At 46.9% G+C, this 24584-nt stretch carries 30 protein-coding genes; 6 read left to right on the top strand and 24 right to left on the bottom strand.

Features of this window, described 5'->3' with window-relative positions; all coding sequences use genetic code 11:
• Window position 1 precedes the first annotated feature (1 nt).
• From gatB to ACDJ59_RS30685, 11 genes are all read right to left on the bottom strand, one after another.
• On the bottom strand, window positions 2–1441 hold the full coding sequence (gene gatB, locus ACDJ59_RS30735; protein ID WP_036667996.1) for an Asp-tRNA(Asn)/Glu-tRNA(Gln) amidotransferase subunit GatB: 1440 nt from the start codon (window positions 1439–1441) through the stop codon (window positions 2–4).
• Window positions 1442–1467: 26 nt separating this feature from the next.
• Complete coding sequence (gene gatA, locus ACDJ59_RS30730; protein WP_036667997.1) at window positions 1468–2925, bottom strand: Asp-tRNA(Asn)/Glu-tRNA(Gln) amidotransferase subunit GatA; 1458 nt, start codon at window positions 2923–2925, stop codon at window positions 1468–1470.
• A gap of 27 nt (window positions 2926–2952) precedes the next feature.
• Entirely contained in the window at window positions 2953–3240 is a 288-nt protein-coding gene (gene gatC / locus ACDJ59_RS30725) for an Asp-tRNA(Asn)/Glu-tRNA(Gln) amidotransferase subunit GatC (protein ID WP_413407221.1), read from the bottom strand.
• A 205-nt stretch (window positions 3241–3445) separates the two neighbouring features.
• Entirely contained in the window at window positions 3446–3829 is a 384-nt protein-coding gene (locus tag ACDJ59_RS30720) for a hypothetical protein (RefSeq protein ID WP_024631336.1), read from the bottom strand.
• 132 nt (window positions 3830–3961) lie between these two features.
• Window positions 3962–4192, bottom strand: a complete 231-nt coding sequence (locus ACDJ59_RS30715; protein ID WP_413407220.1) for a sigmaY antisigma factor component — start codon at window positions 4190–4192, stop codon at window positions 3962–3964.
• The gene (locus ACDJ59_RS30710) at window positions 4185–4520 is read right to left on the bottom strand and encodes a YxlC family protein (RefSeq protein WP_413407219.1); all 336 of its coding nucleotides are present in this window, start codon (window positions 4518–4520) and stop codon (window positions 4185–4187) included. The genes ACDJ59_RS30715 and ACDJ59_RS30710 overlap by 8 nt, the downstream gene beginning before the upstream one ends.
• 2 nt (window positions 4521–4522) lie before the next feature.
• Entirely contained in the window at window positions 4523–5053 is a 531-nt protein-coding gene (gene sigY, locus ACDJ59_RS30705; RefSeq protein ID WP_413407218.1) for an RNA polymerase sigma factor SigY, read from the bottom strand.
• A 102-nt stretch (window positions 5054–5155) separates the two neighbouring features.
• On the bottom strand, window positions 5156–5422 hold the full coding sequence (locus tag ACDJ59_RS30700; RefSeq protein WP_413407217.1) for a hypothetical protein: 267 nt from the start codon (window positions 5420–5422) through the stop codon (window positions 5156–5158).
• A 587-nt stretch (window positions 5423–6009) separates the two neighbouring features.
• Window positions 6010–6639 carry an MBL fold metallo-hydrolase gene (locus ACDJ59_RS30695; RefSeq protein ID WP_413407216.1) on the bottom strand — a complete coding sequence of 210 codons (630 nt, stop codon included), beginning with the start codon at window positions 6637–6639 and terminating at the stop codon, window positions 6010–6012.
• 6 nt (window positions 6640–6645) lie between these two features.
• The gene (locus tag ACDJ59_RS30690) at window positions 6646–7215 is read right to left on the bottom strand and encodes a thioredoxin family protein (protein WP_017692292.1); all 570 of its coding nucleotides are present in this window, start codon (window positions 7213–7215) and stop codon (window positions 6646–6648) included.
• A gap of 2 nt (window positions 7216–7217) precedes the next feature.
• The gene (locus ACDJ59_RS30685) at window positions 7218–7832 is read right to left on the bottom strand and encodes a DedA family protein (protein ID WP_413407215.1); all 615 of its coding nucleotides are present in this window, start codon (window positions 7830–7832) and stop codon (window positions 7218–7220) included.
• A 160-nt stretch (window positions 7833–7992) separates the two neighbouring features.
• On the opposite strand from ACDJ59_RS30685, the gene ACDJ59_RS30680 reads away from it, so the two are divergent.
• Window positions 7993–8340 (top strand): dehydrogenase, encoded by a 348-nt coding sequence (locus ACDJ59_RS30680; RefSeq protein ID WP_413407214.1) that lies wholly within the window; start codon window positions 7993–7995, stop codon window positions 8338–8340.
• A gap of 116 nt (window positions 8341–8456) precedes the next feature.
• On the opposite strand, the gene ACDJ59_RS30675 is transcribed toward ACDJ59_RS30680, so the two are convergent.
• The 6 genes from ACDJ59_RS30675 to yyaC all read right to left on the bottom strand — a co-directional run bounded on the left by ACDJ59_RS30675 (window position 8457) and on the right by yyaC (window position 15527).
• Window positions 8457–8654, bottom strand: coding sequence for a hypothetical protein (locus ACDJ59_RS30675; protein WP_413407213.1), 198 nt, complete (start codon window positions 8652–8654; stop codon window positions 8457–8459).
• Between the two features lie 339 nt (window positions 8655–8993).
• Window positions 8994–11606 carry an O-antigen ligase family protein gene (locus ACDJ59_RS30670; protein WP_413407212.1) on the bottom strand — a complete coding sequence of 871 codons (2613 nt, stop codon included), beginning with the start codon at window positions 11604–11606 and terminating at the stop codon, window positions 8994–8996.
• A 191-nt stretch (window positions 11607–11797) separates the two neighbouring features.
• Complete coding sequence (locus ACDJ59_RS30665) at window positions 11798–13045, bottom strand: class I SAM-dependent methyltransferase (RefSeq protein ID WP_413407211.1); 1248 nt, start codon at window positions 13043–13045, stop codon at window positions 11798–11800.
• Between the two features lie 96 nt (window positions 13046–13141).
• Complete coding sequence (locus ACDJ59_RS30660; protein WP_413407210.1) at window positions 13142–13846, bottom strand: DUF6483 family protein; 705 nt, start codon at window positions 13844–13846, stop codon at window positions 13142–13144.
• A 271-nt stretch (window positions 13847–14117) separates the two neighbouring features.
• Entirely contained in the window at window positions 14118–14909 is a 792-nt protein-coding gene (locus tag ACDJ59_RS30655; RefSeq protein WP_413407209.1) for an alpha/beta fold hydrolase, read from the bottom strand.
• Window positions 14910–14969: 60 nt separating this feature from the next.
• Window positions 14970–15527, bottom strand: coding sequence for a spore protease YyaC (gene yyaC, locus ACDJ59_RS30650; RefSeq protein WP_413407208.1), 558 nt, complete (start codon window positions 15525–15527; stop codon window positions 14970–14972).
• Window positions 15528–15685: 158 nt separating this feature from the next.
• Here yyaC and ACDJ59_RS30645 point away from each other — a divergent pair, with 158 nt between their 5' ends.
• The gene (locus tag ACDJ59_RS30645; protein ID WP_017692283.1) at window positions 15686–15910 is read left to right on the top strand and encodes a DUF1128 domain-containing protein; all 225 of its coding nucleotides are present in this window, start codon (window positions 15686–15688) and stop codon (window positions 15908–15910) included.
• A 63-nt stretch (window positions 15911–15973) separates the two neighbouring features.
• Here ACDJ59_RS30645 and ACDJ59_RS30640 read toward each other — a convergent pair whose 3' ends face one another.
• Together ACDJ59_RS30640 and ACDJ59_RS30635 are read right to left on the bottom strand one after the other, a co-directional pair.
• Complete coding sequence (locus ACDJ59_RS30640) at window positions 15974–16699, bottom strand: pirin family protein (RefSeq protein WP_036607001.1); 726 nt, start codon at window positions 16697–16699, stop codon at window positions 15974–15976.
• 138 nt (window positions 16700–16837) lie between these two features.
• Window positions 16838–17857 carry an asparaginase gene (locus ACDJ59_RS30635; protein WP_413407207.1) on the bottom strand — a complete coding sequence of 340 codons (1020 nt, stop codon included), beginning with the start codon at window positions 17855–17857 and terminating at the stop codon, window positions 16838–16840.
• A gap of 178 nt (window positions 17858–18035) precedes the next feature.
• Between ACDJ59_RS30635 and ACDJ59_RS30630 the strand changes: the two genes are divergently transcribed.
• From ACDJ59_RS30630 to ACDJ59_RS30615, 4 genes are all read left to right on the top strand, one after another.
• Entirely contained in the window at window positions 18036–18737 is a 702-nt protein-coding gene (locus ACDJ59_RS30630) for a phosphatase PAP2 family protein (RefSeq protein WP_413407206.1), read from the top strand.
• A 134-nt stretch (window positions 18738–18871) separates the two neighbouring features.
• Window positions 18872–19129: a GlsB/YeaQ/YmgE family stress response membrane protein gene (locus tag ACDJ59_RS30625; RefSeq protein ID WP_413407205.1), complete on the top strand. Its 258-nt coding sequence runs from the start codon at window positions 18872–18874 to the stop codon at window positions 19127–19129.
• A 64-nt stretch (window positions 19130–19193) separates the two neighbouring features.
• Entirely contained in the window at window positions 19194–19601 is a 408-nt protein-coding gene (locus ACDJ59_RS30620) for a YtxH domain-containing protein (RefSeq protein ID WP_036606997.1), read from the top strand.
• Window positions 19602–19685: 84 nt separating this feature from the next.
• Window positions 19686–20051, top strand: coding sequence for a DUF5665 domain-containing protein (locus tag ACDJ59_RS30615; protein WP_017692276.1), 366 nt, complete (start codon window positions 19686–19688; stop codon window positions 20049–20051).
• Between the two features lie 20 nt (window positions 20052–20071).
• On the opposite strand, the gene ACDJ59_RS30610 is transcribed toward ACDJ59_RS30615, so the two are convergent.
• The 5 genes from ACDJ59_RS30610 to ACDJ59_RS30590 form a co-directional block, all read right to left on the bottom strand.
• Entirely contained in the window at window positions 20072–21124 is a 1053-nt protein-coding gene (locus tag ACDJ59_RS30610) for a magnesium transporter CorA family protein (protein ID WP_413409951.1), read from the bottom strand.
• 110 nt (window positions 21125–21234) lie between these two features.
• On the bottom strand, window positions 21235–22008 hold the full coding sequence (locus ACDJ59_RS30605; protein ID WP_047841571.1) for a sigma-70 family RNA polymerase sigma factor: 774 nt from the start codon (window positions 22006–22008) through the stop codon (window positions 21235–21237).
• On the bottom strand, window positions 22005–22457 hold the full coding sequence (gene rsbW, locus ACDJ59_RS30600) for an anti-sigma B factor RsbW (protein ID WP_413407204.1): 453 nt from the start codon (window positions 22455–22457) through the stop codon (window positions 22005–22007). Before rsbW ends, ACDJ59_RS30605 begins: the two co-directional genes overlap by 4 nt.
• An 18-nt stretch (window positions 22458–22475) precedes the next feature.
• Window positions 22476–22814 (bottom strand): STAS domain-containing protein, encoded by a 339-nt coding sequence (locus ACDJ59_RS30595; RefSeq protein WP_036606989.1) that lies wholly within the window; start codon window positions 22812–22814, stop codon window positions 22476–22478.
• A gap of 85 nt (window positions 22815–22899) precedes the next feature.
• A complete protein-coding gene (locus ACDJ59_RS30590; protein ID WP_413407203.1) occupies window positions 22900–24576 on the bottom strand; it encodes a response regulator in 1677 nt (558 codons plus the stop codon).
• Between the last annotated feature and the right edge of the window lie 8 nt (window positions 24577–24584).

Here is a 24584-nt window from a genome sequence, read left to right as displayed (position 1 = left end):
ATTAGCGGTTCAGTACATCTGCAAGCAGTTGGTTGGCTAGAGCGGGATTCGCCTTGCCTTTACTTTCTTTCATAACCTGACCAACAAGGAAGCCAATGGCTTTTTGTTTACCAGCTTTATAGTCTTCCACGGATTGAGGATTATTCGCTACAACCTGCTCAACGATGGCAAGAATGGCGCCTTCATCACTAATCTGCACAAGACCCTTCTCTTCAACGATCTGCTGTGGAAGCTTGCCGCTCTCCAGCATTTCCTTGAATACCGTTTTGGCGATTTTGCTGTTGATTGTGCCCTTCTCAAGCAGGCCAATCATCTCACCCAAGCCTTGACCTGTCAGTGGAACTTGAGTCACTTCAAGGTTGCTCGTATTCAGGTAACCCAGCAAGTCGCCCATGATCCAGTTGGATACGGACTTCGCATCCTGAGTGTATTTCAGACTATCTTCAAAAAGATCTGCCACAGCTTTGGAGGAGGTGATAACCTCTGCATCATAACTAGGCAATCCGTAATCAGCCGTGTAACGCGCCTTGCGCTCGTCTGGAAGCTCCGGTATGGTAGCTCTGATCCGCTCTTTCCAGGCTTCGTCAATATGCAAATTCACCAGATCCGGGTCCGGGAAATAACGATAGTCATGCGCCTGTTCCTTACCACGCATCGACAGTGTTTTCCCTTGAGCTTCGTCCCAGCGACGCGTCTCCTGAACCACTTCACCGCCATCATCCAGGATCTCAGCCTGACGGTATTGTTCATATTCCAGACCACGCTGAACACCACGGAAGGAGTTCATGTTCTTCAGCTCGGCTCTTGTTCCCAGCTTCTCCTGTCCATGTGGACGCAAACTGATGTTGGCGTCACAACGCAGTGATCCTTCTTCCATCTTCACGTCCGACACATCACAGTACTGCATGATTGCACGCATTTTTTCAAGATACGCACGTGCCTCTTCCGGAGAAGAAATCTCAGGTTCGGATACAATCTCCACAAGTGGAGTACCAACACGGTTAAAGTCCACCAAAGACGCGTATCCGCCATCGATATGGGTAAGCTTCCCTGCATCTTCTTCCAAGTGAAGACGTGTAATGCCGATTCGTTTCGTTTCACCATTCACTTCGATATCAATCCAGCCGTTCTCACCGATTGGTTGATCGAATTGCGAGATCTGATAAGCTTTTGGTGAATCGGGGTAAAAGTAGTTTTTACGGTCAAACTTGCTGACATCAGCAATCGTACAATTCAGGGCCATCGCTGCCTTCATCGCGTAGTCTACCGCCTGACGATTCAGTACTGGCAGTACGCCCGGATGTCCGAGACAGACCGGGCAGGTATGCGTGTTCGGCGGAGCTCCAAAAGCTGTGGAGCAGCCGCAGAAAATTTTGGAGTTGGTATGCAACTCCACGTGGACTTCAAGTCCAACGACCGTTTCATATTTAGATGCGGACATTTCTATATTCCTCCGTTCCGGGCAGTCTACAGCTGCGGACGCTGCTTGTGGAATTCTGTATTTTGTTCAAACGCATGCGCTACACGCAATACGGTTGTTTCATCAAAGGCTTTACCGATAATCTGCAGGCCGACAGGCAATCCATCCGAGAATCCACATGGAATACTAACGGCAGGTACACCAGCCAGATTGACAGGAATCGTCAAAATATCGTTTAGATACATTGTAAGTGGATCATCCACCTGTGAACCCAGTTTGAACGCCGTAGTTGGCGCAGTTGGTCCAATAATCACATCATATTTGGCAAATACATTGTCGAAATCCTGTTTGATCAATGTACGTACCTTCTGTGCTTTCAGATAATAGGCATCATAGTAACCCGAGCTGAGCGCATACGTTCCAAGCATGATACGACGTTTCACTTCGGGACCAAAGCCTTGACTGCGGGACTGATGATACAGATCCAGCAAGTTATCCGGATTGTCAGCACGTACGCCATAACGCACGCCATCAAATCGAGCCAAGTTGGAAGAAGCCTCTGAAGATGCCAGCAGGTAATACGTAGCCACCGCATATTCGGTATGCGGAAGGGATACTTCTTCCCATGTCGCACCGAGCCCTTCGAGAACTTTCAATGCAGACAGTACTGTCTCTTTCACTTGTGGATCTACGCCTTCACCGATGTATTCCTTCGGAACAGCAATGCGAAGCCCTTTAACATCACCTGTCAGTCCGCTCAAATAATCCGGAATCTCTACTTTTGCAGATGTCGAATCTTTGGCGTCATAACCAGCAATAGCTTGCAATACATAAGCAGAATCTTCAACATTTTTCGTCAAAGGTCCGATCTGATCCAGGGATGAAGCAAATGCAACCAGACCAAAGCGGGAAACAAGTCCGTACGTTGGCTTCAATCCAACAACACCGCAATACGAAGCAGGCTGTCTGATGGAGCCACCTGTATCTGATCCAAGCGTGAAGTACGCTTCTCCCGCAGCCACAGCTGCTGCAGAACCACCGCTGGAACCTCCTGGAACACGATCCAGTGCCCATGGATTACGTACAGGGGAGAAACTTGAATTCTCATTGGAGCCGCCCATGGCGAATTCGTCCATGTTAAGTTTACCAATAGTTACGGTGTCCGCAGCTTTCAATTTCTCGACAACTGTCGCGTCATATACCGGGTCGAAATTACGAAGGAATTGGCTACCACACGTCGTGCGTAGTCCGTTCGTAACGATGTTATCCTTAATACCTACAGGCAGACCAAAAAGCAAACCTTTCTCCTCGCCGCTAACCAGACGGTCATCCAGTTGACGTGCACGAGCGCGTGCTTGTTCTTCATCCAGTGCCAAATATGCCTTAACTTTATCATCATGCGCGCCAATGTTCTGATACGCCTGATCCACCAAATCGCTGACCGACAGCTCTTTGGCATGCAGCTTGTTATGTAACTCAGGCAACGATTGTTCAAATAAACTCACAGTTTTTGTCCTCCTTCCGGTTATCCGTTATTCCATTACAGCAGGCACTTTAAACTGCCCGTCTTCTTCTTCCGGTGCATTGCGCATCACCTGTTCAATAGTCAGGCTTTCTTTGGTCTCATCTTCACGCATAACATTGCTTACGTGCAGAACGTGAGTGGTGGGCTCAATGTCTTCTGTATCCAGCTCATTCAGCTTTTCTGCATATTTTAAAATCGCGTTCAGCTGACCTGTCAGGGTCTGTTCTTCTTCAGCAGTCAAGTTGAGCCGGGCCAGCTTGGCCACATGCTGAACGTCATTATTCGAAATACTCATTAGCGGATGCCTCCTTCATTCGTTCTGATTCCCGAAACGACCTGAAACGAATCGCTCGTTTAACGGGCTAAAGTCTCAAGATAACTTTTTTCATTATAGGTGAGATAGTTCGACAATTCAATGCAAATGACCTGACAGGCTTCCGGGAAGCTAAAATCAAACTTATAAAACAAAAAAGAGCCGGCATCAGCCGACTCTTAAAATTCTAAATCCATGCACGCAGATTAACCTGCTTTATAAAATCCGCCTGTGACATAACATCGTTCGCGGTTTCCTCTTCCTCTTCCACAGCTTGAAAATCTCCGTTCATCAGATGATGAAACAGCTTCTCATTGTGTGTCGCAAGGGCGTAATCTATCAACGCTTCTCGCTCGACCCGCTCAGCTTCCTGCTTCAGCAGAACCTCTTCCAGATCGACGTCGCCGGATGGAACAAAAAAGTTCCGGTTTACCTGCGGCACTCGAAGCACGTAATCGAACGCATTGTCCGGATTCCGGTCATAAGCGATGATGAAACCATATTCCCCCACAGGAAGATTCTGCTCAAACGCATCCGCGACGATGACAACCTTCTCTCCTAATCGCAGCATCGTCTAACCTCCTGGTAGTCTATCATTAATATTTATTTGTATAGTCTACTAGAAAAGAATAACGATGTCTAGGAATACTAGAATTAAACAACATATTTGTGCAAAATCTTTTTTTCCATTTTTAAAATGATGTTATTTCGGATTCCGTGCACCTGGCTTGCGCTGTGATCGAATCGCGACAAACCAGTATATAATGAGCGGCGTGGGAAATCCTGTGATTCCCCATAATCCCCATAACCAAGGGAAACGTCCCCGTCTGCGTGCGTCCTGAAAGATCCATGTGCCCTGAACCAGAAGAAAAATGCCAAGCAATGTAAGCCACAGTGGAGAAATCTCATCCAATGAATAATGCATTTTATTCATGATGAACCTCCTTCCGGCGTCGTCCGGCCCAGATCACAGCCAAAATCACCGCAACAGCTGTACCAAGAGCCTGGATTCCCAGATATAGAGCTGGAGCAGATACGAAAAATAATGCCCCAAAGGTAATGGCAAACAATCCAACCAACCAGAAACATATCATCTCGATCCAATTGGCTCGACGTCTAATCTGTTTACGTTCCCTGACTTGAGCTTCAAGTGAACCCAAGGAAGGAATACTTGTCGGCTCAAAAGCATCATCCAGCACTTTCATGTGTTGCTGCAATCGTTCTACAACTTCTTGTTCTTGTGCATCATCTGATCTGCTCATCCTTATTCCAGCTCCTTTCTTAACTGACGGAGACCATAAGCTGTGCGTGACTTCACCGTTCCGGCAGGAATACCCAGCATTTCCCCGATCTCGTCATACCCGTATCCATAATAATGCTTCAGTAGCACTGCAACACGATGTTCGGGTGTCAGTCTTGTCATCGCATCCATGACATCTGTCCATTCTTCATTCCGAGTCTCAAGCTGCCAGCGGAATCGACGTACAGCCTGATCCCGGATGAGAGCAAGCCAGTTCTGTTCTCTCTTCTTACGTCTTGTCTTATCGATATAGATGCGGGTCGCAATGGTGATCATCCATGATGAAAAGGCAGACGTGCCGTCATATCGATGGATATTTTCCATGCAACGAATCATCGTATCCTGCACCGTCTCTTCTGCGAGGTTAGCGTCCATCGTAACTTTGACAAGATACTTATACACAAACGTGTAGTAACGTTGCAACAACGCTGCGAGTGCGCTATCGTCTCCCGATACTGCTCTGCGTACCTCTTCCAGCTCAGCTGCCTTTATCATGAAATCACCTGCTTTCCGTTCAATCTGGAGTTAATACGACAGGCTCCACAAAAACGTTCAATGAAATCAAAAAAAAATTAAACCCGACAATTTCCCGGGCAATCAGACTTGATTCCGGTAATCTTGCAGCTTGTCGAACCACGGTTGGTTGCGGGCTCCGTTTCTTAAAACACGGCTTGCCCATATATTCTGCTGAGACTTCACCACTTCATTGGTCACGCTAGGGTTATGTATTAAAGCTCGCTCAGTACCTGTTTCTCTTTTCCCACTTTCCAATATGCGACGGTTTTCTTCAATGATCGGATACTCGACACGCTGATTCAACGGAATAACTCTTGTTTTCTCCACTTTGATATTCCCCGCTCTCATGATCTATATAATTTGAACTAAAGATTATTTACACTGACACTACGATGACAGAACAACCTTCCAATCGCTGTTATCCCCAGATTTTTTGATTCCCTTTTCTTAAAGGGAAAATCCGGGGATAGCATATGCTTCCGATGCAGCTTTCTTTCAGAAAGCTTTTAGGCGAAGTGTATGCTTTCGAAGTAGCTTTTCTTGCAGAAAGCTTGTAGCTTCGCTTTTTCAGTTTTTTTCTGTCCTCTCCGTTTTTGTGTAGATGATTAGTTCAACTTATATAATATTTTCTTAAATTCTTTTTTTCTAAAACAATCTGTACTTGCTGCTAACTTGGTATTGGTCTCAAACTGGCTTGTGATGGGGCACATCTTGCATCTCTATGTAGCGTAAAAAAGGCTAATTCTGTGATAAAAAGGGCTGAAAACAAAAAAAGAACGCAAACCGGGTATAGACCACAGTCTGCGTGCTTCGCGAGGTTGGGTGTTTCTTGGTAACGCTTCAGTTAGATGATGCCTTAACGCTTGTAACAACTAATTGCTATTCTAATGAAAAAGTTGTCACTTGTCCAGACTTTCTTCACATATCCTGTCGGATTATCTTGCGGACACGTAAGGATTGTTCTGTTTCTCATAACCAATGGTCGTTTTGGGACCATGACCTGGATATACTTTCACTTCATCAGCAAAGGTGTAAAGCTTGTTCTGGATTGAATCAATCAGATCCCGTTCACGCCCTCCTGTCAGGTCCGTTCTGCCCACGCCCATGCGGAACAGCACATCACCGGCAAACAGGTCGTTATCACAAAGCAAACTTACACTGCCTGGTGAATGTCCAGGTGTATGGAACACTTTAAACGTATGTCCAATCAGACTCAGCTTCTGCCCTTCGTCCATGGCATATTCAGCAGGATCTGTCGAAAGTGGTGGTGTCGCCTGCCAATTCAAAGATCCATTTAATTTCGGGGTTGTGAGCCAGTCACTCTCCAAATCATGAAGATAAACGGGACATCCCTTCAATTTACGGATCTCATCGACCCCACCCATATGATCAAAGTGAGCATGAGTGAGAAGAATGGCTTCAATCTCCAGGTCTTGGATCGCCTTGAGCAGCGGCCCTGGATTCATGCCCGGGTCTATAATGACGGCTTTACCCGAATCATCTCCTTGTAAGAGATACGCATTGGTCTGAAGCGGGCCTAGTGAAAACGTGCGAATGTTAAGCATATCGGCTTAGTAACCCGAAATCAGTTCACGCAGCTCACGGATAATGGCCGCATGTGACTCCGTTCCTTCCCCATAACGTTTACCTATCTCTTGACGCGCTACAGCCAAATTTTCTTGGTAATCTGCTGCTTCACGATCCGGATTAAGGCGTTTGAATTCAATCATAACTTCCTGTACATGCTGCGGACGAGGTCCCCACTGACCCAACACATGGCCACCTGTATCTGCAAAAATAACGACTGGCACGGAGCGGCCACCCATCGTCAGGAATTCATCCATCACTTCCGGATGGTTCTCCATAATCAGAACTTCTGTTGGGATTCCTGAGATTTCAAGCGCCTGGAACACAACCGGAATATTACGGACAACATCACCGCACCAGTCCGCAGCCAGAATTAACACACGCAGATCATCGCGATGGTTCAGACTCTCAAAGAACTCACGATCCTCTTCATTCGACCAAGTAAAGCTATCGTAGTTGGCTTGGAATTCACTTTGGTTCTTGGTCATACTCTCGATAAAATCCTTCGGTGGCAGACCTTTACCGAATTTGTGAGACAAGTTGGGTTTACCCATGACTAGACACTTCCTTTCTTTTTGCGAGCATTCATCCATTTAATAAGTACATAAACGATCATAAGGGCGAGAGCGACAAGCAAAATAGGCATAACATATGGTGCCGCTTTCTCATCAATGTGCTTCCATTGATCTCCAAGAATCATCCCTAAATATATAAACAATGCAGTCCAAGGTATAACAGCGAGTGTAGTAAGCAAGATGAATTTTCCTGCGTGCATTTTCGTGATGCCAGCCGGGATGGAGATTGCATGTCTTACCACCGGAACAAAACGCGCCGTGAAAATGACACCTGTACCATACTTACGGAACCACTCTTCGGAATGGTCGATGTGTTTTTTCTGGATGAGTATGTATTTACCGTAGCGTTCAAGTATAGGTCTGCCGCCATAACGGCCAATCCAGTAAATAAATAACTGGGCAATCACACCGCCCACCGTACCAAAAATCATAGCACCGAAGAAGTTGATATTTCCTTGTGATACGAGAAAACCTCCATACGCCAACACAATTTCGCTCGGGATGATTTCCATCATTAATCCAAGCATGATTCCAAAGTATCCAAGACTTTGAATCCAATCGAACAATTGGCTGACAAGGTTATGAATAAAGTCCATCTCAACCCTCTTTCTCCATCCTGATTGGCGGTGCCCCTCCGCACCATGGATGTTCGTCCCTATTTTATCACAGGGCTGTGGACGTTGCTACTTCACGAGGTTGTGATAGTGTCCCGTTCGCAGCAGTCCGCATATGGTATGGGGAGAGGAGCGTGAGAAGATGTCATACAAGTCAATACCCGGTTCTCCGCCGGTCAAACATAAGCAATCTGGTCAAAACCTTCCTTCCGCCAGAGGAATTCGCCGGGCATGCAGCAAGGAATTATACCGGACAGCCAAAAGGCTAAAAGTATATGTCTCTCCCGAACGGATGAAACAGGCGGAAGATTATTATTACGGTAAGGTGATCACAAATCTGCTCTGGATTGGGGAGAATCGCGACAACCGCAAGAAATTATGTGAATGGTGGAACGCAGATGTCAGTGCAGAGATCGCCGCGATGTGGGAAGTAGATGTTGAACCATTAAAAGAGGCGTTTCAGCACGCATTTGGCGGTTATCGTCTGTAGATATGGAGGAATGTGGCAGGTAGCTGAGTCTTCAAACCTACTGAAAGAGGCAGCAAAGTTGAAGCGAATCTGAAGGGAATCTGAACATGTTAGAAACAGGCAAGGGCACTGTGTCCTTAACGTGTGATATTAATGCGTCTTTCACGTACGAGCAAGCGATAGAGACAATCATAAATGCGAATTTCTCCCTTCCGATGTAAAGCTCCGCTCCAGGCGGAATTCGGTCGTGCTCTGGCTTGCGGATCGAAGCAGAGCATGGAGTCGACCACGACGGGGAGCATGAACATAAGCGGAGAGTATATTTTCATGCTCATGCTCATACTCAAGCTCAAGCTCAAGCCCATGAGCGGTAACGAATCTGAGGTGTCTTATTCAAGGATTTGAAGCACTCTTAGAAATCTAAGGAATCTGAGACACGTTATATCGGAATTTTTGGACTTTTATAGGGTTTTTGTTAGGGAATTTCCGGAAATAACGTGTCTGATGTTCCTTACAATTTAAAAGGAGAAGCTAAAGGTCAAATAAGACATCCTGTATTCCTTAGAAAATCGCATACCTATCAACCAGGAGCAGCCAGCTTGGACTCCCAGACTTTTTAGACGTTGACATCCCTTATTATATCGCTTGGGTAAGCATCAAGATCCAGCAGTGATTCAAGGACTCCGCTTGGTCAATTCTGGAGTAAACGAAGGAAAAGAAGCCGAAGCAATCCTGCGCAGGTTCTCTCCATAGCCTGGAGCATGTTCCTCCAATACAAAACGACGATCATTGCGAACGTTTCCTGCTTCCACTTCCTCAGCCAGCAGTTGATACCGTTCATACATCTGGACACCAGCGGCGGCAGTCTGTCGGGCTCGATCCGTGAATCCTGCCTTCCATTCCCGCCGCGCTGCCTGCTCCATCCAATACAAAGCCACGGATTGGCCAATGCCATCATACCGATTCAATGCAATCGCTTGTTCAAAATATTCTCCAGCCTGCTGTCCTTCGCCGAATTGTGCTGCCAATCGTCCCAGTTCAATGTAAATCTGAGGGTGCATCCGGAAATGGGACAAGCTGTTTAAAAGGAGTGATTCTACTTCTCGTCCCGGAAGAGATCGTGCAAGGGATATCACGATATCCGATCGATTCGGGTTATACTGAAGGGCAGCCATAAGATGCACCTTCTGTGCTGGAGTGCCATCCGGTTCAGACATCGCCTGACGGTACTGCACTTCTGCTACAGTGTATCGGGAGGTCAGCCACACTGTTCCACCAATCCAGAAAAGGATGATCATCACTGTGGATACCCTTATTAGCCGAGCAGTTACTCGCTGAAAAATATGAAAGAAGGAACGCATCGGGACAGCTGATGGGTGGGATTGGGTTGGTAAATATCGCAAGAAAAGAGATCTGGATTTAGATCTCAATTTAGATCCCAATTCGGATCTGATGGGAGTATATTCCACAGTTCCGCCGGATCGCTGGACCCCCTCTGTTTCCGTCTTCAATGCAGTTGCCCAAGCACCGAGCCAGATGAAGAGCATCCAAAATAATGTGAAGCTCCAGTCAAAGTCCATCGCCCCATGCAGGACAAAAACAAGCACGGATGGCATGAGCTGCCGTGCAAAATGAAAGATGCTTCGCAGGGTGAGGAGAAACCACCCTGCGACAAGCACGATGCCGATCATGCCCGTGTCCAGGGCGAGATCGAGCAGGCCGTTGTGGACCTCGCCTCCAACATAAGGCGAGGATTGAATGGCGCGGAACATGTTGCGCCATGTGTCTCCCCCGTGGCCGAGCCATGCGGCCTCGGTCCACAGCTGGTGGGCGTCCCGCCACATCTGTAGGCGGGACACCCCAGTGCCGACACCCGCCGCGAGGCGATCGGCGGTGGAGGCCACGGCCATCAGTGCGGCGGCGGCTCCCGCCAGCACGATGGCCGTCAGGGCAGCGGCGCGCGGAGCCTTGGCGGCGCCGCTGTGCCATAGACGGCACAGCAGCAGCGTGCCGAGCAGCGCAGCTGCCCATGCCCCGGCCAGTGCCAGCAGGCCGGGCACGGGTGCAGGCGCCAGCTGGGCAGCAGCCAGCTGGCGGTACAGCCAGGCCGCGCACGCCAGTGGCGCGGCCATGGCCAGCAGCAGCGGCAGGCGGGCACCGCGCCGCTGCAAAGCAAAGGCGGCGACCGCGGCGCAGCCGGTCGCCAGCCAAGCGCCGCGCGACTCGCTCAGCAGGAGCGCGGCTTGCGCGGGCATGAGCGGCAGCACTGCCGCGATGAGTCGCCCGGCCGGCACAGGCCGGGCTATGACTCGCGCGGCGGCTGTCAGCCGCTCCAATGCGTACATGCCAACAATGGCACCGTACGCATTAGGGTACTGCAATAATCCGCCGAGCCTTGCTCCGGCGGAACTGATCTCGGGGTCAGCAGTCCGCATCACCCCGTAAGGCAGCGGCAATATCCCGCACACGGCAAGGATGCCGCTTAGCACAAGCAAGCCGCCTGCCATCTGCCAACCGCAGGTTAACCAACGCGCACCATCCGTGCGCGTAGCCAGTATTGCAGTGAGCAGAGTAAACATCCCAAGCAGGCTCCACCGCAGCAACTCATCCATGCTGCCCTGTTTACTCACCGAGCCTGCCCACGCATGTACCCCAAAACATGTCATCATCCCCAGCGGCCACAACACCCGCAATATTCCCTGGATTCGAATCATTCGCCAAACCATTCGTTCATTGTTCCCTAGCCAATGTACCGGTGACAGAGGTACTTGTTTTCTTCCTTGCTCCTGCTCTTGCTCTTTCTCTAGACGAATACCGACAAGAAATAGCACAATCATGATCAAAGTACTTCCTGCTGCGATCAGAATGACCGGATACAGATCAGCCGAATAGTACAGTCCCCGACTCAGACATCCTGCAAGCAGCAAGACAATGGAGAGTATGCCCAACCCAACAGTCCACCCAGATCCTGAATAACGTTTACACCTCAAAATTTGAGAAAAACTCCCTGACGCATCGGTCTGAATAGCTCCATTTGGATTATTTTTATCATCTTTTTTATACGTATCATCTTTTTTATACGTATCATCTTTGTTGTATGTATCTTCCCTATTATATGTACTGTCTCTACTGCCCTTACTGTCCCCATTACATAAGTCCCTGTTATCTACATATTCTGTACCATTTACATGGTGAGACCCGTCAGACACCTGTTCCATCATTTCCTCATTCGCCGTATACCCTCGTTTATACCTTACAACTCCCTTATGCATTGTCCTATTCTTCATCCTTATCCACCCTCCTTCCTTCCACCGCTACATATGCATAACAAAAAGACAGAAGATCCCGATAATGGGTCCTTCTGCCTGATATACATCTGACAGTTATGGTGTTGCTTGCTACGAAGTATGTGCATTGAATATCATTTTACATTCAGGTACCCTAGTTGCAGTATGCCCCTGAATTGGCATTGGCACACTCAGCAAAGGTCGCAATTTGCGGAATCTTGAACGTTTTCTTTGCTCGAATTTGATTTCCCGTTGGCCTGCTTGCCATCGCCAGGAAGCAAATCGGCACAAGCCCGCTCCAAATATGGATCGGCATGAATGAAATCACGGAAAGCCGTATATTCATTCCACATCTCCGTCACTTCGCCGGCCTGACCACGAACAGCACGAATCAATATGTTTTTAGGCGTATTCTCCATATCGATGAATTCAAGCAATTGTGTTTTGTATCCCATTAGATCAAGCAACTTGGCACGAATCCCATCCGTAGCCAGTGCGGAAAAACGTTCCTTGAGAATACCATGGGACAACAACGGATTCATCACGGAAGCCTCTACTTGGTCAAACAGTTCATGCTGACAGCAAGGAACAGACAGAATAACAGAAGCCCCCCAACGAACTGCCTTCTCCAAAGCAGCATCGGTAGCTGTATCACAGGCATGCAGCGTGACAACCATATCCACTTCATTTAATTCATCGTAGTCCGCGATGTCTCCAACCAGAAACTTCAGATCGCCATAATGCAATCGATTAGCCAGATCATTACAGTGTTCAATTACATCTGCCTTTAAGTCCAACCCAATAATCTTGAGTGAACGACGTTGTTGTACAGACAGATAATGATATAACGCAAATGTCAGATAAGACTTGCCGCAACCAAAATCAACGATGGTCAGTGGACGTCCCTCAGGCAGATGCGGAATAACATCCTGCACCATTTCGAGGAAACGGTTAATCTGTCTGAACTTGTCATACTTACGAGCCAGCACACGACCTTCTTCGTTCATAATACCAAGTTCAACGAGGAACGATACAGGTACGCCTTCTTCCAATACATATTGCTTTTTGCGATTATGCGACAGATCCACCGCAGTTTTGGAAGCAGATTTGGTCAGAATGGATACTTTATATTTTTTGCTGATCAAAATTTGATAGTCTGCCTCGGTCGTACAGAGCAGCCCTTGACGAAACGTCTCTTCGCATAACAAAGTCATGCGCTCAGCCGCTTCAGCCGGAGTCAAATTCTCGTGCAGCACTTTGTTGTTATAATGAAATGCAAATTGATAATGCAGCTGATTCTTCAGTGTCACCGGCTTGACTTGCACTTTGGTATACGAGACATTGTCCCGTCTGCGCAGCTGGCTCCAGGTCGCTGTAATCAGCGAATTCTGTTCAAAGATGTCTTGTATAAGCTTTCGCAATGAATCCACGGGGTACATCTCACTTTCGGTTTGGTTTGGTCAACCGTTACCATACCACAATTCCGTTCCCTCTCCAAGTAAAGGCATGTAACAGGCCTTTATCCAATCCATATTTTATGAGTTCATCTCTTGACGACTTAGTTCAGCTAGTCCCTCTTCAACTTCGTTCCGTGGCAGACCGCCCTGCTCCAGTTGTTCATCCGTGAGTGGGCTCAACCTTTCATAGAACGCCTGTACATCATCTCGGTAGCTCACCGGGAATTCAGCACCAAGCTGTAGCAGCCTGTACCAACTGTTCTCTGCCTGGTCATAACGCCCTTGTTGTTCACGATAAAGGGCAAGCTGTCTTTCGGTTCGAGCAGGGAGTTCATATTCTTTCGTAAGCCCCAACACACCCTCCACCCGTTCCGGTGCGTCCAACAACTTGGGATTAGCGCCATGATTCAATGCATACAGGTAAAAGTGAAGTGATCTCATCAATCGAATGAGGGCGTCATCCTCTGCGTCCATTCTCTCCTGATCATCTATGCCTTCCACTTTGGCCTTCTCTTGATAGATGTAAGCCTCTTCTTCAATCAGCCTCGCGGCTTGCTGCAGATTATCTACCTCAATCATTCCGCGAAAACGGAACATTTCAATAACATCCTCTGCTGGCAATGAGTTCAGTAGAGATAAGTTCATCCCAAACTGCCTGCGCATCAACTCATCCAGTTCAGACAATGCCTCGGTGTGCTTACGTTGCTGTTTGAGCGTGAACACTTTGCCTATTGCTTCAGTCATTTCCTCCATCATGCGGAGCAGATAATCTTTTCTGAACATGCTGTATGCCCCCTCATCATTCGACCCTATACATTCAATCGCCCTAATATCGTTCCTTTATATTCATTTTAATTCATGCCATCACAAAAAGCCAAAAACAAGACACACGTGTCTTTGCTCTGGCCATGAACACACCAAGCCCCCGCCTATCCCAAAGGGACGTGGCAGGGGCTCGGTTGAAATGGAACTGGGTACTCCTCCTCCACAAGAGGTTGAATCATCCAGAAACCAAACTATATTTTAATGATATCAACAAAAATCACTTCATCAATTACTTCGATAATCCATCCATAAATTGTTTAATGACCTGAATTAATTCTTCAGGAGCTTCATACATGCTCATATGACCCGCACCCGCAATCACGGCTTGCACGATATGCGGCTTGTCACTTGTAAATGTACGTTCTGGCGGGATAACAGCATCCTTCTCTCCCGCTACCAGCAATACAGGTAAAGGTGTAGCCGATAACACATCGCGGCGATCCGGGCGTTCTCGCATAGCAAGTGCAGCACCAACAGCACCTTGAGGAGCAGTCTGGTAACCAATTTCCTTCACACGTGTTACATGCTTAGATAGCGATTCCACATGTTCCGGTGCAAACAGTCCGGGAACCAGTCCATCTACAAAATTCACGATACCTTCGGTCTGAATGGTGGATACAGCACGAAGGCGTTTCTCCTTGGCTTCTTCACTGTCCGGATAGGCTGTCGAATGGATCAGACCAAATGCATTCAAACGCTCCGGGTGACGTTGTGCAATCGAGAGCGCAATATATCCCCCCATCGAGTGTCCCAGAAGGACTGCTTTTTCCACATTCAACTCATCCATCAACTGTAATACATCGTTGCCCATCTGTTCGATGGTATAACTTCCTACAGGTGCATCTGTTTTTCCGTGTCCACGCAGATCAGGTACGATACAGCGATAGCTGCGTGCCAGTTCAGGTACGACCTCATCCCAATACGATGAACTGCCACAGTATCCGTGGAGCAAAATGAGTGCTTCTCCCTTACCTTGTTCGGCATAACAAATCGTCGTTCCATCACACATCACTTTTTCCATATGAATCCCTCTCTCTGCGCGAATTAAATAATTCAGGTTGTATATTATTAAGCCTACATATCATGAATGAAACGTTTGTCTCCATTTCCATGCTTCAATTGCGGCGTCTGCAATCGTTCGGGACATCCCCATGACGAAGTGAAGCGAGGTCATCTGCAAAATGGAATAGGGCCTTGGTCCATTCGCATTAACCACAGCTGCTACACTGTATTGTCCAACAGGGGGTAGCTTGCCTCCGACCGATTGGGCCGGAATGAGTGGGTTATTCGAGAGATAGTATGTACCTACCGCCTGCTTTGGACCCAGACATGCATCAATCGCTATGATGGCATGGTGTGCAGGAATAAGTGCCAATTTCTTTTCAAGCGTATCTGCATCACATGGGGAAGACAGCGTGCCAATCACGTTCTCCATTTCGCTCTCTTGCAGTAAACTTCCTGTCAGTGGACCCAGAGCATCCCCGGTGGAACGATCAGTACCGATGCAGACAAACGTGATTTCAGCTGGAGAATGAAGTTGAACGATGTTTTTGAAAAATAAGACCAGATTCTCTGCAGGCACGCCTTTGCGGACTTCCCTTCCTTGATGGCGAACCATTTCTCGCTTATACGCTGCCAAGCTGTATTCCCTCCAGTACACTCAGGTTTCCATTAAATCCTGTTGTTGTATCCATCATTGTAACCGATGCTTGGTTTCCCCGCAAAAGCATTAGCCTGAGCGCTTCTAATCATGATACAATAACAAGAGTTTCCGATACGGAAGGGATGAACTTAACGATGGATTTAACACAAGCAACAGCAGCCAATATGGAATATATGATTGAAGCGATCAAAACCAAACTTCGTATGGCAAGCGGTGCCGCCATGCAAGCTTCTTCATTCCCACTTGAGAAATATGAAGATCTGTTTGACCTGTATGAAATGATTTTGAGCAAGGAACATCTCAGTATCTCTGAAGTGGAAGCTGTCGCTTCGGAACTGGGTAATCTTCGTAAATCTTAGTAAAAAAAGGACCTGTTTTCCACATCACCGTGGGAACAGGTCCTTTTTCGCATGTTTATATCCTTAAGGCAGGTCAACCAAAACAAATTCGGCAGGTTCACTGTCTGTGCTCGTGATTTGCAGATCACAGCTTTTGCGAATTCGTGCGGCATCCCCCGGCTTGAGGTTGAAGTTACCATCCGAACAATGAATCTCTACATGTCCACTGATCAGGAAAAGATGTGTCCGTCGATCTTCGTGTTGCGGGTACATTAACTTCTTCCCGGACTCCAAATGGGACAGGTAACAGGTTACATCCTGGGAAATAGGCAATGCGCCTTCGCTTCCCTCTCCCCCTTGCCCGGATACAATCGGACATAGACGATTCAAATGCTCCTGCGGCTCTATTCTCCGATTCGTATAGGAAGGTTTCAGCATACGCTCCGATGGCAAAAACCACATCTGGAGGAAACGTACCGGTTCATCCGCTGACGGATTGGTCTCGGAGTGTTCCACTCCCGTACCCGCACTCATCACCTGGACCGTACCCGGTTCAAGCAATTGTTCTGTTCCCATACTATCCGTATGTTTGAGTGTACCTGATATGACATAACTGACAAGTTCAAGATCATGATGTGGATGTTTCTTAAAGCCTTCTTGCGGCATCAGCGTGTTTTCATTATGAGCCAACAGACAGCCAAAATGGGCGTTGCTTGGATCATCATAATCCGCAAAGGAAAAGCTGAATTCACTGTGTATCCAACCTCGATCCGACGTGTGCCTTTCTTCCGATGTCACCACTTTAATCATGTTCATCCACCTCCAAGGGTTTAGAGCTGCCACATTACCGGGCAGTCCATGCGTGTATATGAATTGTATAGATGAATACCAGTTGGTATGTCATCTTTACCCGGGGTCCGGCAACTCTAATCACGCTCCTTCTTAAGGTTATACGCTATCTTCAAGTGAGTGAAGAATGAACTCACTATCTGCATGACCTACAAGGGTACCCGCATCATTTCGGATGTCCGAAGGGAACACTTCAGCCAATCGTGCAATGGTTCTCTCATTGGAATAACCAATCTGTCTCAGGATGGATTGGGTAATGAAAGCCCACTCTTCCTCGGAACCATCAAGCACCTTGAAGGTGATTCCCAGTCTTTCTTTTTTCAGGCCAAAACCGAATACCCCCTTGAATCCACCCTTCGCCACAATGTTATTGTCTTCCAGCAGCACTGAATCTACACGCTCCGTGCCACCAACCATCAACGGATATTCATTCATAGCTGATGTTATGGTCTCTACAGCTGTTCTTGTGGAAGAATCAGCGATAAGATCCGGACAAGCGAGCTTCAGATAAGCGTTCGACAATGCCGACAACGGCAAAGAAAATACCGGAAAGCCGCAGCCATCCGTCCCAAGCTCAATCTCTTTTTCTTCAATACCTGCCAGGTCGGCAAAGGTTTCAAGAATTTCTCGTTGTACCGGATGATCCGGTTCAGCGTAACTGCCCAGATCAACCTGCTTCATCTGACTGTACCCCAGAATTCCCAGATGTTTTCCGGAGCAGTTGTGCAAGATGCGCCGTTTCTCTCCTTGTCCACGTAACCATTGATTACGGCTTTCTTCATTAAGCGGATAACTTGGTGCACAGATCAGGCATTCTTCTCCCAATCCGATCTTACCGGATAACTGCTCCAGCACCCGAATGTGTTCCGGTTCCGAACGATGCGAAGAGGACATAATGGCAATCTCCTGTGCTGATAGACCATAGTGACTGGCAATTCCTGCCCGAATACCTGGAATGGCTTGAAAAGGTTTGGCAGATGAGCGAGTGAACGCTCTAAAATAAGGGTCACCAGCCGAGTATACGATTCGGCCATACTCATCCGTAATACTTATGTGTCCGTAGTGGGCGCATTCCATAACGCCTGCACGGTATTCTTTAATTAACAAGGCACTCTCCATGCGAGTTCTCTCCTTTGTGCTCCCGAATTCATCTCTGCTTTGCGTCACGACGCCGCATGGGATATCTTAAATAGTATAGTACAAAAGCGACGTTTTTACAGTTTTTTCGACAGGTATTTCGGGTATAGCTTTATCAATCTATGTTCATCTACTACAACTACTGAAGGAGAAACTCACTATGCCGCGCAAAACGTATTCATCAGCCTCATTCAGTTCAACTCCTGGCACGTTGTTACGTCCACTCCTCAACTGGGGTTTGGCTGGTCTGGCCCTCAGCGCTTCGGTCGTATTTATCCTGGCAGGTCTGGGTGCCTGGTTGGGTGCTGATGTTATTATTCGTCTGGATGATCAAATTCAGCAATTATTTTATCTCAATTCGGATTCACGTCTTCATCTATTCCCTTACACTGCATTCATAACCGCACTGGGCTCATTCAAAATCTCTGCAGTGGCTGCGGGAGGTTTTGCTCTTCTTTTCTTCATTCAACGCAGTCCAAGGTTTGTTGTATATGGATATGCGCTCACGGGAAGTTTTGCCATGATGTGGATTCTGAACACCTTATTGAAGGAATTTTTCAGACGAAGCAGACCTGAACTGGATCATCTGCTGGTAGTTCACGGGTACAGCTTTCCCAGCGGACATGCCATGATCTCCATGGGCTTCTACGGCATGCTCTTTGTAATCTGGGCCATTGAACGACAGCGACATAACTCTTCCGGTGTGTGGCTTCCTGTTCTATGTGGTATCAGTTTTATTTTCTTGATTGGCCTCAGCCGGATCATGTTGGGCGTTCATTATCCTACGGATGTATTTACTGGATTTACTGCTGGATTGGCATGGATCTTCTGCATGGTTAAGGGCATTAAACAAAGCCGCTAAAGAATGAATTCCTCTGATTTCCAGTTCATTCATCCTCATCTTTATTGTTTCACAGGGTTGCACGGGGTTTATATACGAAGTAAGCAAACGCGAACAGACAACATCCTACATCAAGTTTAAAGGAGGCGGTTGTTATGTGGGGCATCATTATCAGCATTATGATGGCTGTCATCATCGGTTTGATCGGAGATGCACTTGCCGGTCACAACATGCCTGGAGGCATAATCGGTGCAATGATTGCCGGATTTGCCGGAGCCTGGTTGGGAGCACTTTTGCTTGGTAACTGGGGACCAGTTATCGGTAACTTTGCCATCATCCCTGCCATCATTGGTACAGCGCTCTTTGTTTTCTTGCTGGGGCTTGTGTCCAGACTGCTAAGACAGGCTGCCTGATTCGGGCAACAAGGTGTTCGTTGTTTCGTATTTGTTTCTTAAATTGAAGAAGGAGTGATTAGACATGAATAAAGCAGAAGAGCAATATCCTGTACAGACGGGTTCAACTTTCGCAAAAGGTATATTCATCGGGGGTTTGCTGGGAGCTGCTGCAGCACTACTCTTTGCGCCTAAACCGGGACGTGAATTGCGTGGTGACCTTTCCGAGAAAGTGGGCATCGTTACTGACCGCACCAAAGAAGTGGCAACTGTTGTAGGTGACAAAGCCTCTGAACTGGCTAAAACGGTCTCTTCCAAAACTTCCGACATTGCAAAAACGGTAAATCAAGGCCGCAATGATGTAATGGACTCTGTGAGAAAAGCGTCCGCAGATGTGGCTAACGAAGCATCCCGTGCATCTGATGAAGTGGCTGCCGCTTCCGTTGAAGCGAAGGAAGATGCACGTAAAGAACTTAACTCGACTAGCCTGTAAGGCGATACAGATCGAGTGACTAATAGCCAGCTGCACTCCAGCTGGCTATTTTTTATCCAATGAGAGTTGAGGAGGACAAATAATATGAGTAAAGTTACAATCAACGGTAATACTCCAATTACGGGAGGAACACCGGCACAGCAGTATGATACAAGTGAGCATCCTTTTGAATTGCGTCATGAGGTAAAGCGATTGAACACCCGTCTGGACCAGATTGCGGACAGTCTGGAAAGAGCACAGATCAAGGATATTATTGAGAATTACAGCAGTCCCAAAAAGCGGATTATTACCAATTTCACAGCGGGCATGGCACGAGGTCTCGGTCTGACGGTGGGTACCTTTGTTGTTCTCGGTTTACTGGCATTCATTCTCAGCCAATTCGTGAATATGCCGATTGTGGGCCAATATATCGCTGACTTGCTTGGTTATATTGAAGATTACAAAAACTAAGAGGACTAACCAACCGTAGGCTATCCCTTACGTTTTTCCGTTGCTCCTTTTTTCTCTGTCTCTTCAGCTGAAGGCTGTGAGGATTTCACTTTGAGCAGATCTCCTGTCCAGCCTTTCATCATCAGCCATACATACATGCTGATCATGCTTAAGATAATGACGACAAGTACCAGTACAACTCCCCATGATTTGTCGATAAAAGGCAGGTTCTCAAAGTTCATTCCCCATATCGCGCCAGCTGCCGTGGCAGGTATGAACACAGCGGTAACAATGGTCAGCGTCTTCATGATCTCATTGCCACGTACACCGGAAATCGCATTATCAATGGAGATTAACGTATCGATCTCTTTCTCGTAGTGACTAAACAAACGTTCCATTCGCTCTACTCGATGTTGGAGCTGCTGGAAATATCGATTTTCGTTTATTTCATCGAGATAAGCCTCATGGGCAGCAGCCATCAGTTCCGAGTAGGGGATAAACAGATTGCTCCAGTATAACAGTTCAAATCTTGCTGCCAAAATCTGGTCCATTAAGGTGCGGGCATTGCGGGATTCCATCTTCCGTTCCAGATCACGTAGGTTCATCTCAAAATGATCCATCCCCACATGGTAGTAATGCAGTATAGCTCGAAAAAGTACAAACATCCCGTCCCTGGCCTCACTACATTGCTGTAACATATGGGCACGTTCATCCGTCTTCATAATACCTCGTGTATTGTCATCCATATTCAAGGTAACCAGGTTATTGCGATCGACATAAAAAAACATCTGATTATCTTGACGTTTGTCATCTCTCTCATTCTTGACAGCATACAACAATGAACCAAATATCACTGGTTCTTTACCATTCACAAAACGGACGGACAAATAATTCGATTCGACTTCCGGAATCTTATAAAGCCAATACCGCATATCCGGAAATACCTCTGTCAGCTCCTCCAAAGCATTTTTCATGCTATCGGTGTCAGGTGCAACCCAATCCCACCATTGCCAATCGTCCGAGCAAGATAACTTGTCACGGCGAGCTTCCAACTTGATTTGGTTCACAATCACTCTATCCACTCCTGTATTCATGTTCTTCATTGCATACCCATCTTTTTGATCCCAAAAAGGACACGTATGCATTTCAGCGCAATGACGTGTCCTTCTTTAGGCCGTACTCAACAACATTAGGGTTCCATTTTTCATAACATTGAAGCATTAGACATGATCTGTTTCAATTTCTCTGTAGCTCGCTTCTGAATCCGAGATACACTCATCTGTGAAACACCAAGCTTCTGGGCAATTGCCCGCTGAGATTGGCCATCTTGGAATGCTAGAATAAGTACCTGCTGCTCTTGTTCCTTCAATTGTCCCAATGCCTGTTGCAAGTCCATCCGTTTTTCGACCGAATCATAGTCATTAACATCTGCACTGATCAGTTCTCCCAATGTTGCTGCACTGTCATCCTGAGATAAAGGAGAATCCAGTGATACATAATGGTAACATTCCCGACCAGCCAGAACTTCAATCGTCTCTTCTGCAGTCAAATCAAGGTATTCAGCAATTTCGTTCACACCGGGTGAGCGCTCCAACTTGACGGTTAACTCATCAATGGCATGTTGCACAAGCGCTCCCTTTTCCTTAATCCTCCGGGGCACCTGAATATACCAGGATTTGTCACGCAAGTAGTTCTTCATATGACCGATCATGCTCTTCATGGCATAAGGTTCAAACGGAATACCTAGGTTGATATCGTATTGCTTAAGCAAACGAATCAAAGCCATCTGCCCGGTCTGATACAAGTCTTCGTATAGATCGGGGCGATTCCGAGCGATTTTACCTGCTGCCATCTTGACCATTGGTTCATATTTACGGATGAGAACTGTTGCAATTTCATTATCTTGGGTCTGCTGGTATTCCCAGATCAAACCTATAGCTTCAGACATGGACTCTGGGGGAGTCACTTTTTCATTCATACTTTCTCCTCACTTCTTGCAAGACGTTTTACGAGTACTACTTTCGTACCTTTGCCCGTCTCACTTTCCACACTGACATCGTCCATCAAGGCTTGCATCAGGTAGAACCCAAGTCCGCCAATCTGTGCTTCCGTCAGTTCTTTGTCGTGTAGACCGGCACGTGACACAGCAGGGTTCGTGTTCTCGAAGCTGGCACCTTCGTCCTTGACAATAATGGACAAAGTTTCGCCATCCACTTCGAATACAACTTCAACCATGCCGCCTTCGTGTGAGTAGGCATACAATACAGAGTTGTTACAAGCCTCGGATACAGCAACTTTCATATCCTCAATGTCTTCATAAGAAAATCCCATTTTGGATGCTACTCCATAGAGATTGAGTCTTACAATATCAACGAAATCAGCTGTCGCAGGTAAATTAAGGGTGACTCTTTGAACTTCTGCATTCATTCCTTTTTCGATCCTTTCCTATTGGGAATTCTTCTGTGTGACAAAGAATTTGGCGATGCCCGTCATATCAAAAAGTTTCTGAATCTGCGCAGGAACTTCCTGTACTTCAAAGCGAGCTTCCATTCCATGTCTGGCCTTCAGAACAGATAACAGGATACCAATCCCTGTACTATCGATATACTTCAATTCTTTCATGTTGATCACAAGATCCTGTTCCTTGTTATCCACGAGCGGCTCCATCACCAAGCGGAAGTCAGGAGCAACCGACAAATCCAGTTCGCCAGTCAGATACACCGTGCACACGCCGTCCTGAGTTTCAGTTCTTGCATTGAATTTTTCATTTTTATTTGTATTCATTAGACATCTCTCTCCTGATCAATGGTTTCCTTACTAATAACCCAACTTCAGCACGAGTGAATCAGAAAGAACTTTGGAAAATGTTTCAATTGGCCTGATTCATGGCTGAAGGGCCTGGGTCTAACATTTGTCGTTGTTTCTGAAATTGGGCTATTTTCTGTTTTACATTGCCCATTTTCACCGGTTTACTAATGTAATCATCCATGCCGGCAGCAATACAGCGCTGCTGAATACCTTCCATCACGTTAGCAGTCATGGCTATAATGATTGGCTGATTAGACTGGGACAGACTCTCTCGAATCCGTCGTGTACATTCCAAACCGTCCATCACAGGCATCTGCAGATCCATAAACACATAGTCATAGGGATAACGGCTGCCGTTTACCATATCGAGTGCGCTCTGTCCATCTTCAGCAATGTCTGAGAGCAACCCAAGCTTACCAAGCATAATCGCCATCAACTTCTGGTTAATAGGGTGATCATCCACAATTAATACCGTAGGATATTTATTCTCATTTTTCACATCCGTTGGTTTCTCTTCCCCATTCCTTTGGACCAGTTCAGTTTCTACATAACGTTTCGCCTGAATTGTAAATACAAATGTCGCTCCCCGTTGCTCTGTTGTATCCAGGTAGATCTGTCCACCCATCATTTCAACCAGAGTCTTGCATATTGCCAGTCCTAAGCCAGTTCCACCGTATTTACGTGTCATGGATGTATCCAGCTGGGAGAACGGCTGGAACAGGCGATCAACTTTGTCTGAAGCGATACCTATCCCGGTGTCTTTAACAGCAAACTCCAATGCCATTTGTCCGTCTTTTTCTCCATTCACTGATACGATCAGATATACGCCACCCTGGTCGGTAAATTTGATCGCATTGGCAATAAGATTCAAGAGAACCTGACGTAACCTTGCCATATCTCCATAGATTAATTCAGGGACAGAATCTTCCAGGAAATAATCCAGTTCCAGATTCTTTTTGCCTGCTTCTGCAGCAAACAATCCCAACACTTCCCGAATACAGGAGACAAGTTCAAAAGGATGCTCTTCAAGTTCCATTTTGCCGGATTCCATCTTGGTAAAATCAAGAATGTCATTGATGACCGTAACGAGTGCATCTGCACTGCGACGAACGATGTCTGCATATTCCTTCTGATCTTCCCTCAATTCCGTCTCCATCAGCAGATCAACCATGCCGATAACTCCGTTCATCGGTGTACGAATCTCATGACTCATCATTGCCAGGAACTCGGTCTTTGCATTGGCTGCAATTTCTGCTTCTTCCTTGGCCTGAATGAGTTGTTGGTTCATTTTCTCGAGTTCCTGTGTCTTCTGGTGAAGAAGCATGGTCTGTGTCTTCAAACGTTTATTGGTGATAAACATCTCTACAAAGCCCTCGATTTTGGATTTCAAAATCTGAGGAATAAATGGCTTAACCATGTAATCAATGGCCCCGGCTGAATACCCGGCAAACAAGTGTTCCGCTTCTCTGCTATTGGCAGAGATGAATATAATCGGCACATCCTTGGACTTGTCCCGTGCCTTAATTAACTTTGCTGTCTCAATTCCGTCCATTCCAGGCATCTGCACATCGAGAACGATAACCGCAAATTCGTCTTTTAGCAGACAGCGGAGTGCCTCTTCTCCGGAAGTTGCCTTAACGAGTTTATATTGTTCCGATTCCAGAACTGCTTCAAGAGCAAGCAAGTTCTCAGGGCGGTCATCTACCAATAATATGTGAATTGGTTCATTGAGCCCCATGGCTAACC

Origin of the sequence: Paenibacillus amylolyticus (assembly GCF_047302515.1) — a bacterium.
In the GTDB taxonomy this organism is placed as follows: domain Bacteria; phylum Bacillota; class Bacilli; order Paenibacillales; family Paenibacillaceae; genus Paenibacillus; species Paenibacillus amylolyticus_G.
Note: the sequence above shows the minus strand (reverse complement) of the source record. Positions and strands in the feature narration are given on the sequence as shown.

Coding starts and splice junctions, on each gene's coding strand:
- ACDJ59_RS30700 (WP_413407217.1), bottom strand. CDS start 5,422: ATGAGAGCGGGGAATATCAAAGTGGAGAAAACAAGAGTTATTCCGTTG.
- ACDJ59_RS30595 (WP_036606989.1), bottom strand. CDS start 22,814: ATGAATACAAATAAAAATGAAAAATTCAATGCAAGAACTGAAACTCAG.
- ACDJ59_RS30635 (WP_413407207.1), bottom strand. CDS start 17,857: ATGGAGAGTGCCTTGTTAATTAAAGAATACCGTGCAGGCGTTATGGAA.
- sigY (WP_413407218.1), bottom strand. CDS start 5,053: ATGATAAAGGCAGCTGAGCTGGAAGAGGTACGCAGAGCAGTATCGGGA.
- rsbW (WP_413407204.1), bottom strand. CDS start 22,457: ATGAATGCAGAAGTTCAAAGAGTCACCCTTAATTTACCTGCGACAGCT.
- ACDJ59_RS30715 (WP_413407220.1), bottom strand. CDS start 4,192: ATGAATAAAATGCATTATTCATTGGATGAGATTTCTCCACTGTGGCTT.
- gatC (WP_413407221.1), bottom strand. CDS start 3,240: ATGAGTATTTCGAATAATGACGTTCAGCATGTGGCCAAGCTGGCCCGG.
- ACDJ59_RS30640 (WP_036607001.1), bottom strand. CDS start 16,699: ATGATTAAAGTGGTGACATCGGAAGAAAGGCACACGTCGGATCGAGGT.
- ACDJ59_RS30660 (WP_413407210.1), bottom strand. CDS start 13,846: ATGTTCAGAAAAGATTATCTGCTCCGCATGATGGAGGAAATGACTGAA.
- ACDJ59_RS30710 (WP_413407219.1), bottom strand. CDS start 4,520: ATGAGCAGATCAGATGATGCACAAGAACAAGAAGTTGTAGAACGATTG.
- ACDJ59_RS30690 (WP_017692292.1), bottom strand. CDS start 7,215: ATGGGTAAACCCAACTTGTCTCACAAATTCGGTAAAGGTCTGCCACCG.
- ACDJ59_RS30720 (WP_024631336.1), bottom strand. CDS start 3,829: ATGCTGCGATTAGGAGAGAAGGTTGTCATCGTCGCGGATGCGTTTGAG.
- ACDJ59_RS30615 (WP_017692276.1), top strand. CDS start 19,686: ATGAGTAAAGTTACAATCAACGGTAATACTCCAATTACGGGAGGAACA.
- ACDJ59_RS30655 (WP_413407209.1), bottom strand. CDS start 14,909: ATGGAAAAAGTGATGTGTGATGGAACGACGATTTGTTATGCCGAACAA.
- ACDJ59_RS30695 (WP_413407216.1), bottom strand. CDS start 6,639: ATGCTTAACATTCGCACGTTTTCACTAGGCCCGCTTCAGACCAATGCG.
- ACDJ59_RS30610 (WP_413409951.1), bottom strand. CDS start 21,124: ATGAATACAGGAGTGGATAGAGTGATTGTGAACCAAATCAAGTTGGAA.
- gatB (WP_036667996.1), bottom strand. CDS start 1,441: ATGTCCGCATCTAAATATGAAACGGTCGTTGGACTTGAAGTCCACGTG.
- ACDJ59_RS30665 (WP_413407211.1), bottom strand. CDS start 13,045: ATGTACCCCGTGGATTCATTGCGAAAGCTTATACAAGACATCTTTGAA.
- ACDJ59_RS30630 (WP_413407206.1), top strand. CDS start 18,036: ATGCCGCGCAAAACGTATTCATCAGCCTCATTCAGTTCAACTCCTGGC.
- ACDJ59_RS30625 (WP_413407205.1), top strand. CDS start 18,872: ATGTGGGGCATCATTATCAGCATTATGATGGCTGTCATCATCGGTTTG.
- ACDJ59_RS30605 (WP_047841571.1), bottom strand. CDS start 22,008: ATGAATGAAAAAGTGACTCCCCCAGAGTCCATGTCTGAAGCTATAGGT.
- ACDJ59_RS30680 (WP_413407214.1), top strand. CDS start 7,993: ATGTCATACAAGTCAATACCCGGTTCTCCGCCGGTCAAACATAAGCAA.
- ACDJ59_RS30670 (WP_413407212.1), bottom strand. CDS start 11,606: ATGAAGAATAGGACAATGCATAAGGGAGTTGTAAGGTATAAACGAGGG.
- ACDJ59_RS30675 (WP_413407213.1), bottom strand. CDS start 8,654: ATGAGCATGAAAATATACTCTCCGCTTATGTTCATGCTCCCCGTCGTG.
- ACDJ59_RS30685 (WP_413407215.1), bottom strand. CDS start 7,832: ATGGACTTTATTCATAACCTTGTCAGCCAATTGTTCGATTGGATTCAA.
- ACDJ59_RS30645 (WP_017692283.1), top strand. CDS start 15,686: ATGGATTTAACACAAGCAACAGCAGCCAATATGGAATATATGATTGAA.
- ACDJ59_RS30620 (WP_036606997.1), top strand. CDS start 19,194: ATGAATAAAGCAGAAGAGCAATATCCTGTACAGACGGGTTCAACTTTC.
- ACDJ59_RS30590 (WP_413407203.1), bottom strand. CDS start 24,576: ATGGGGCTCAATGAACCAATTCACATATTATTGGTAGATGACCGCCCT.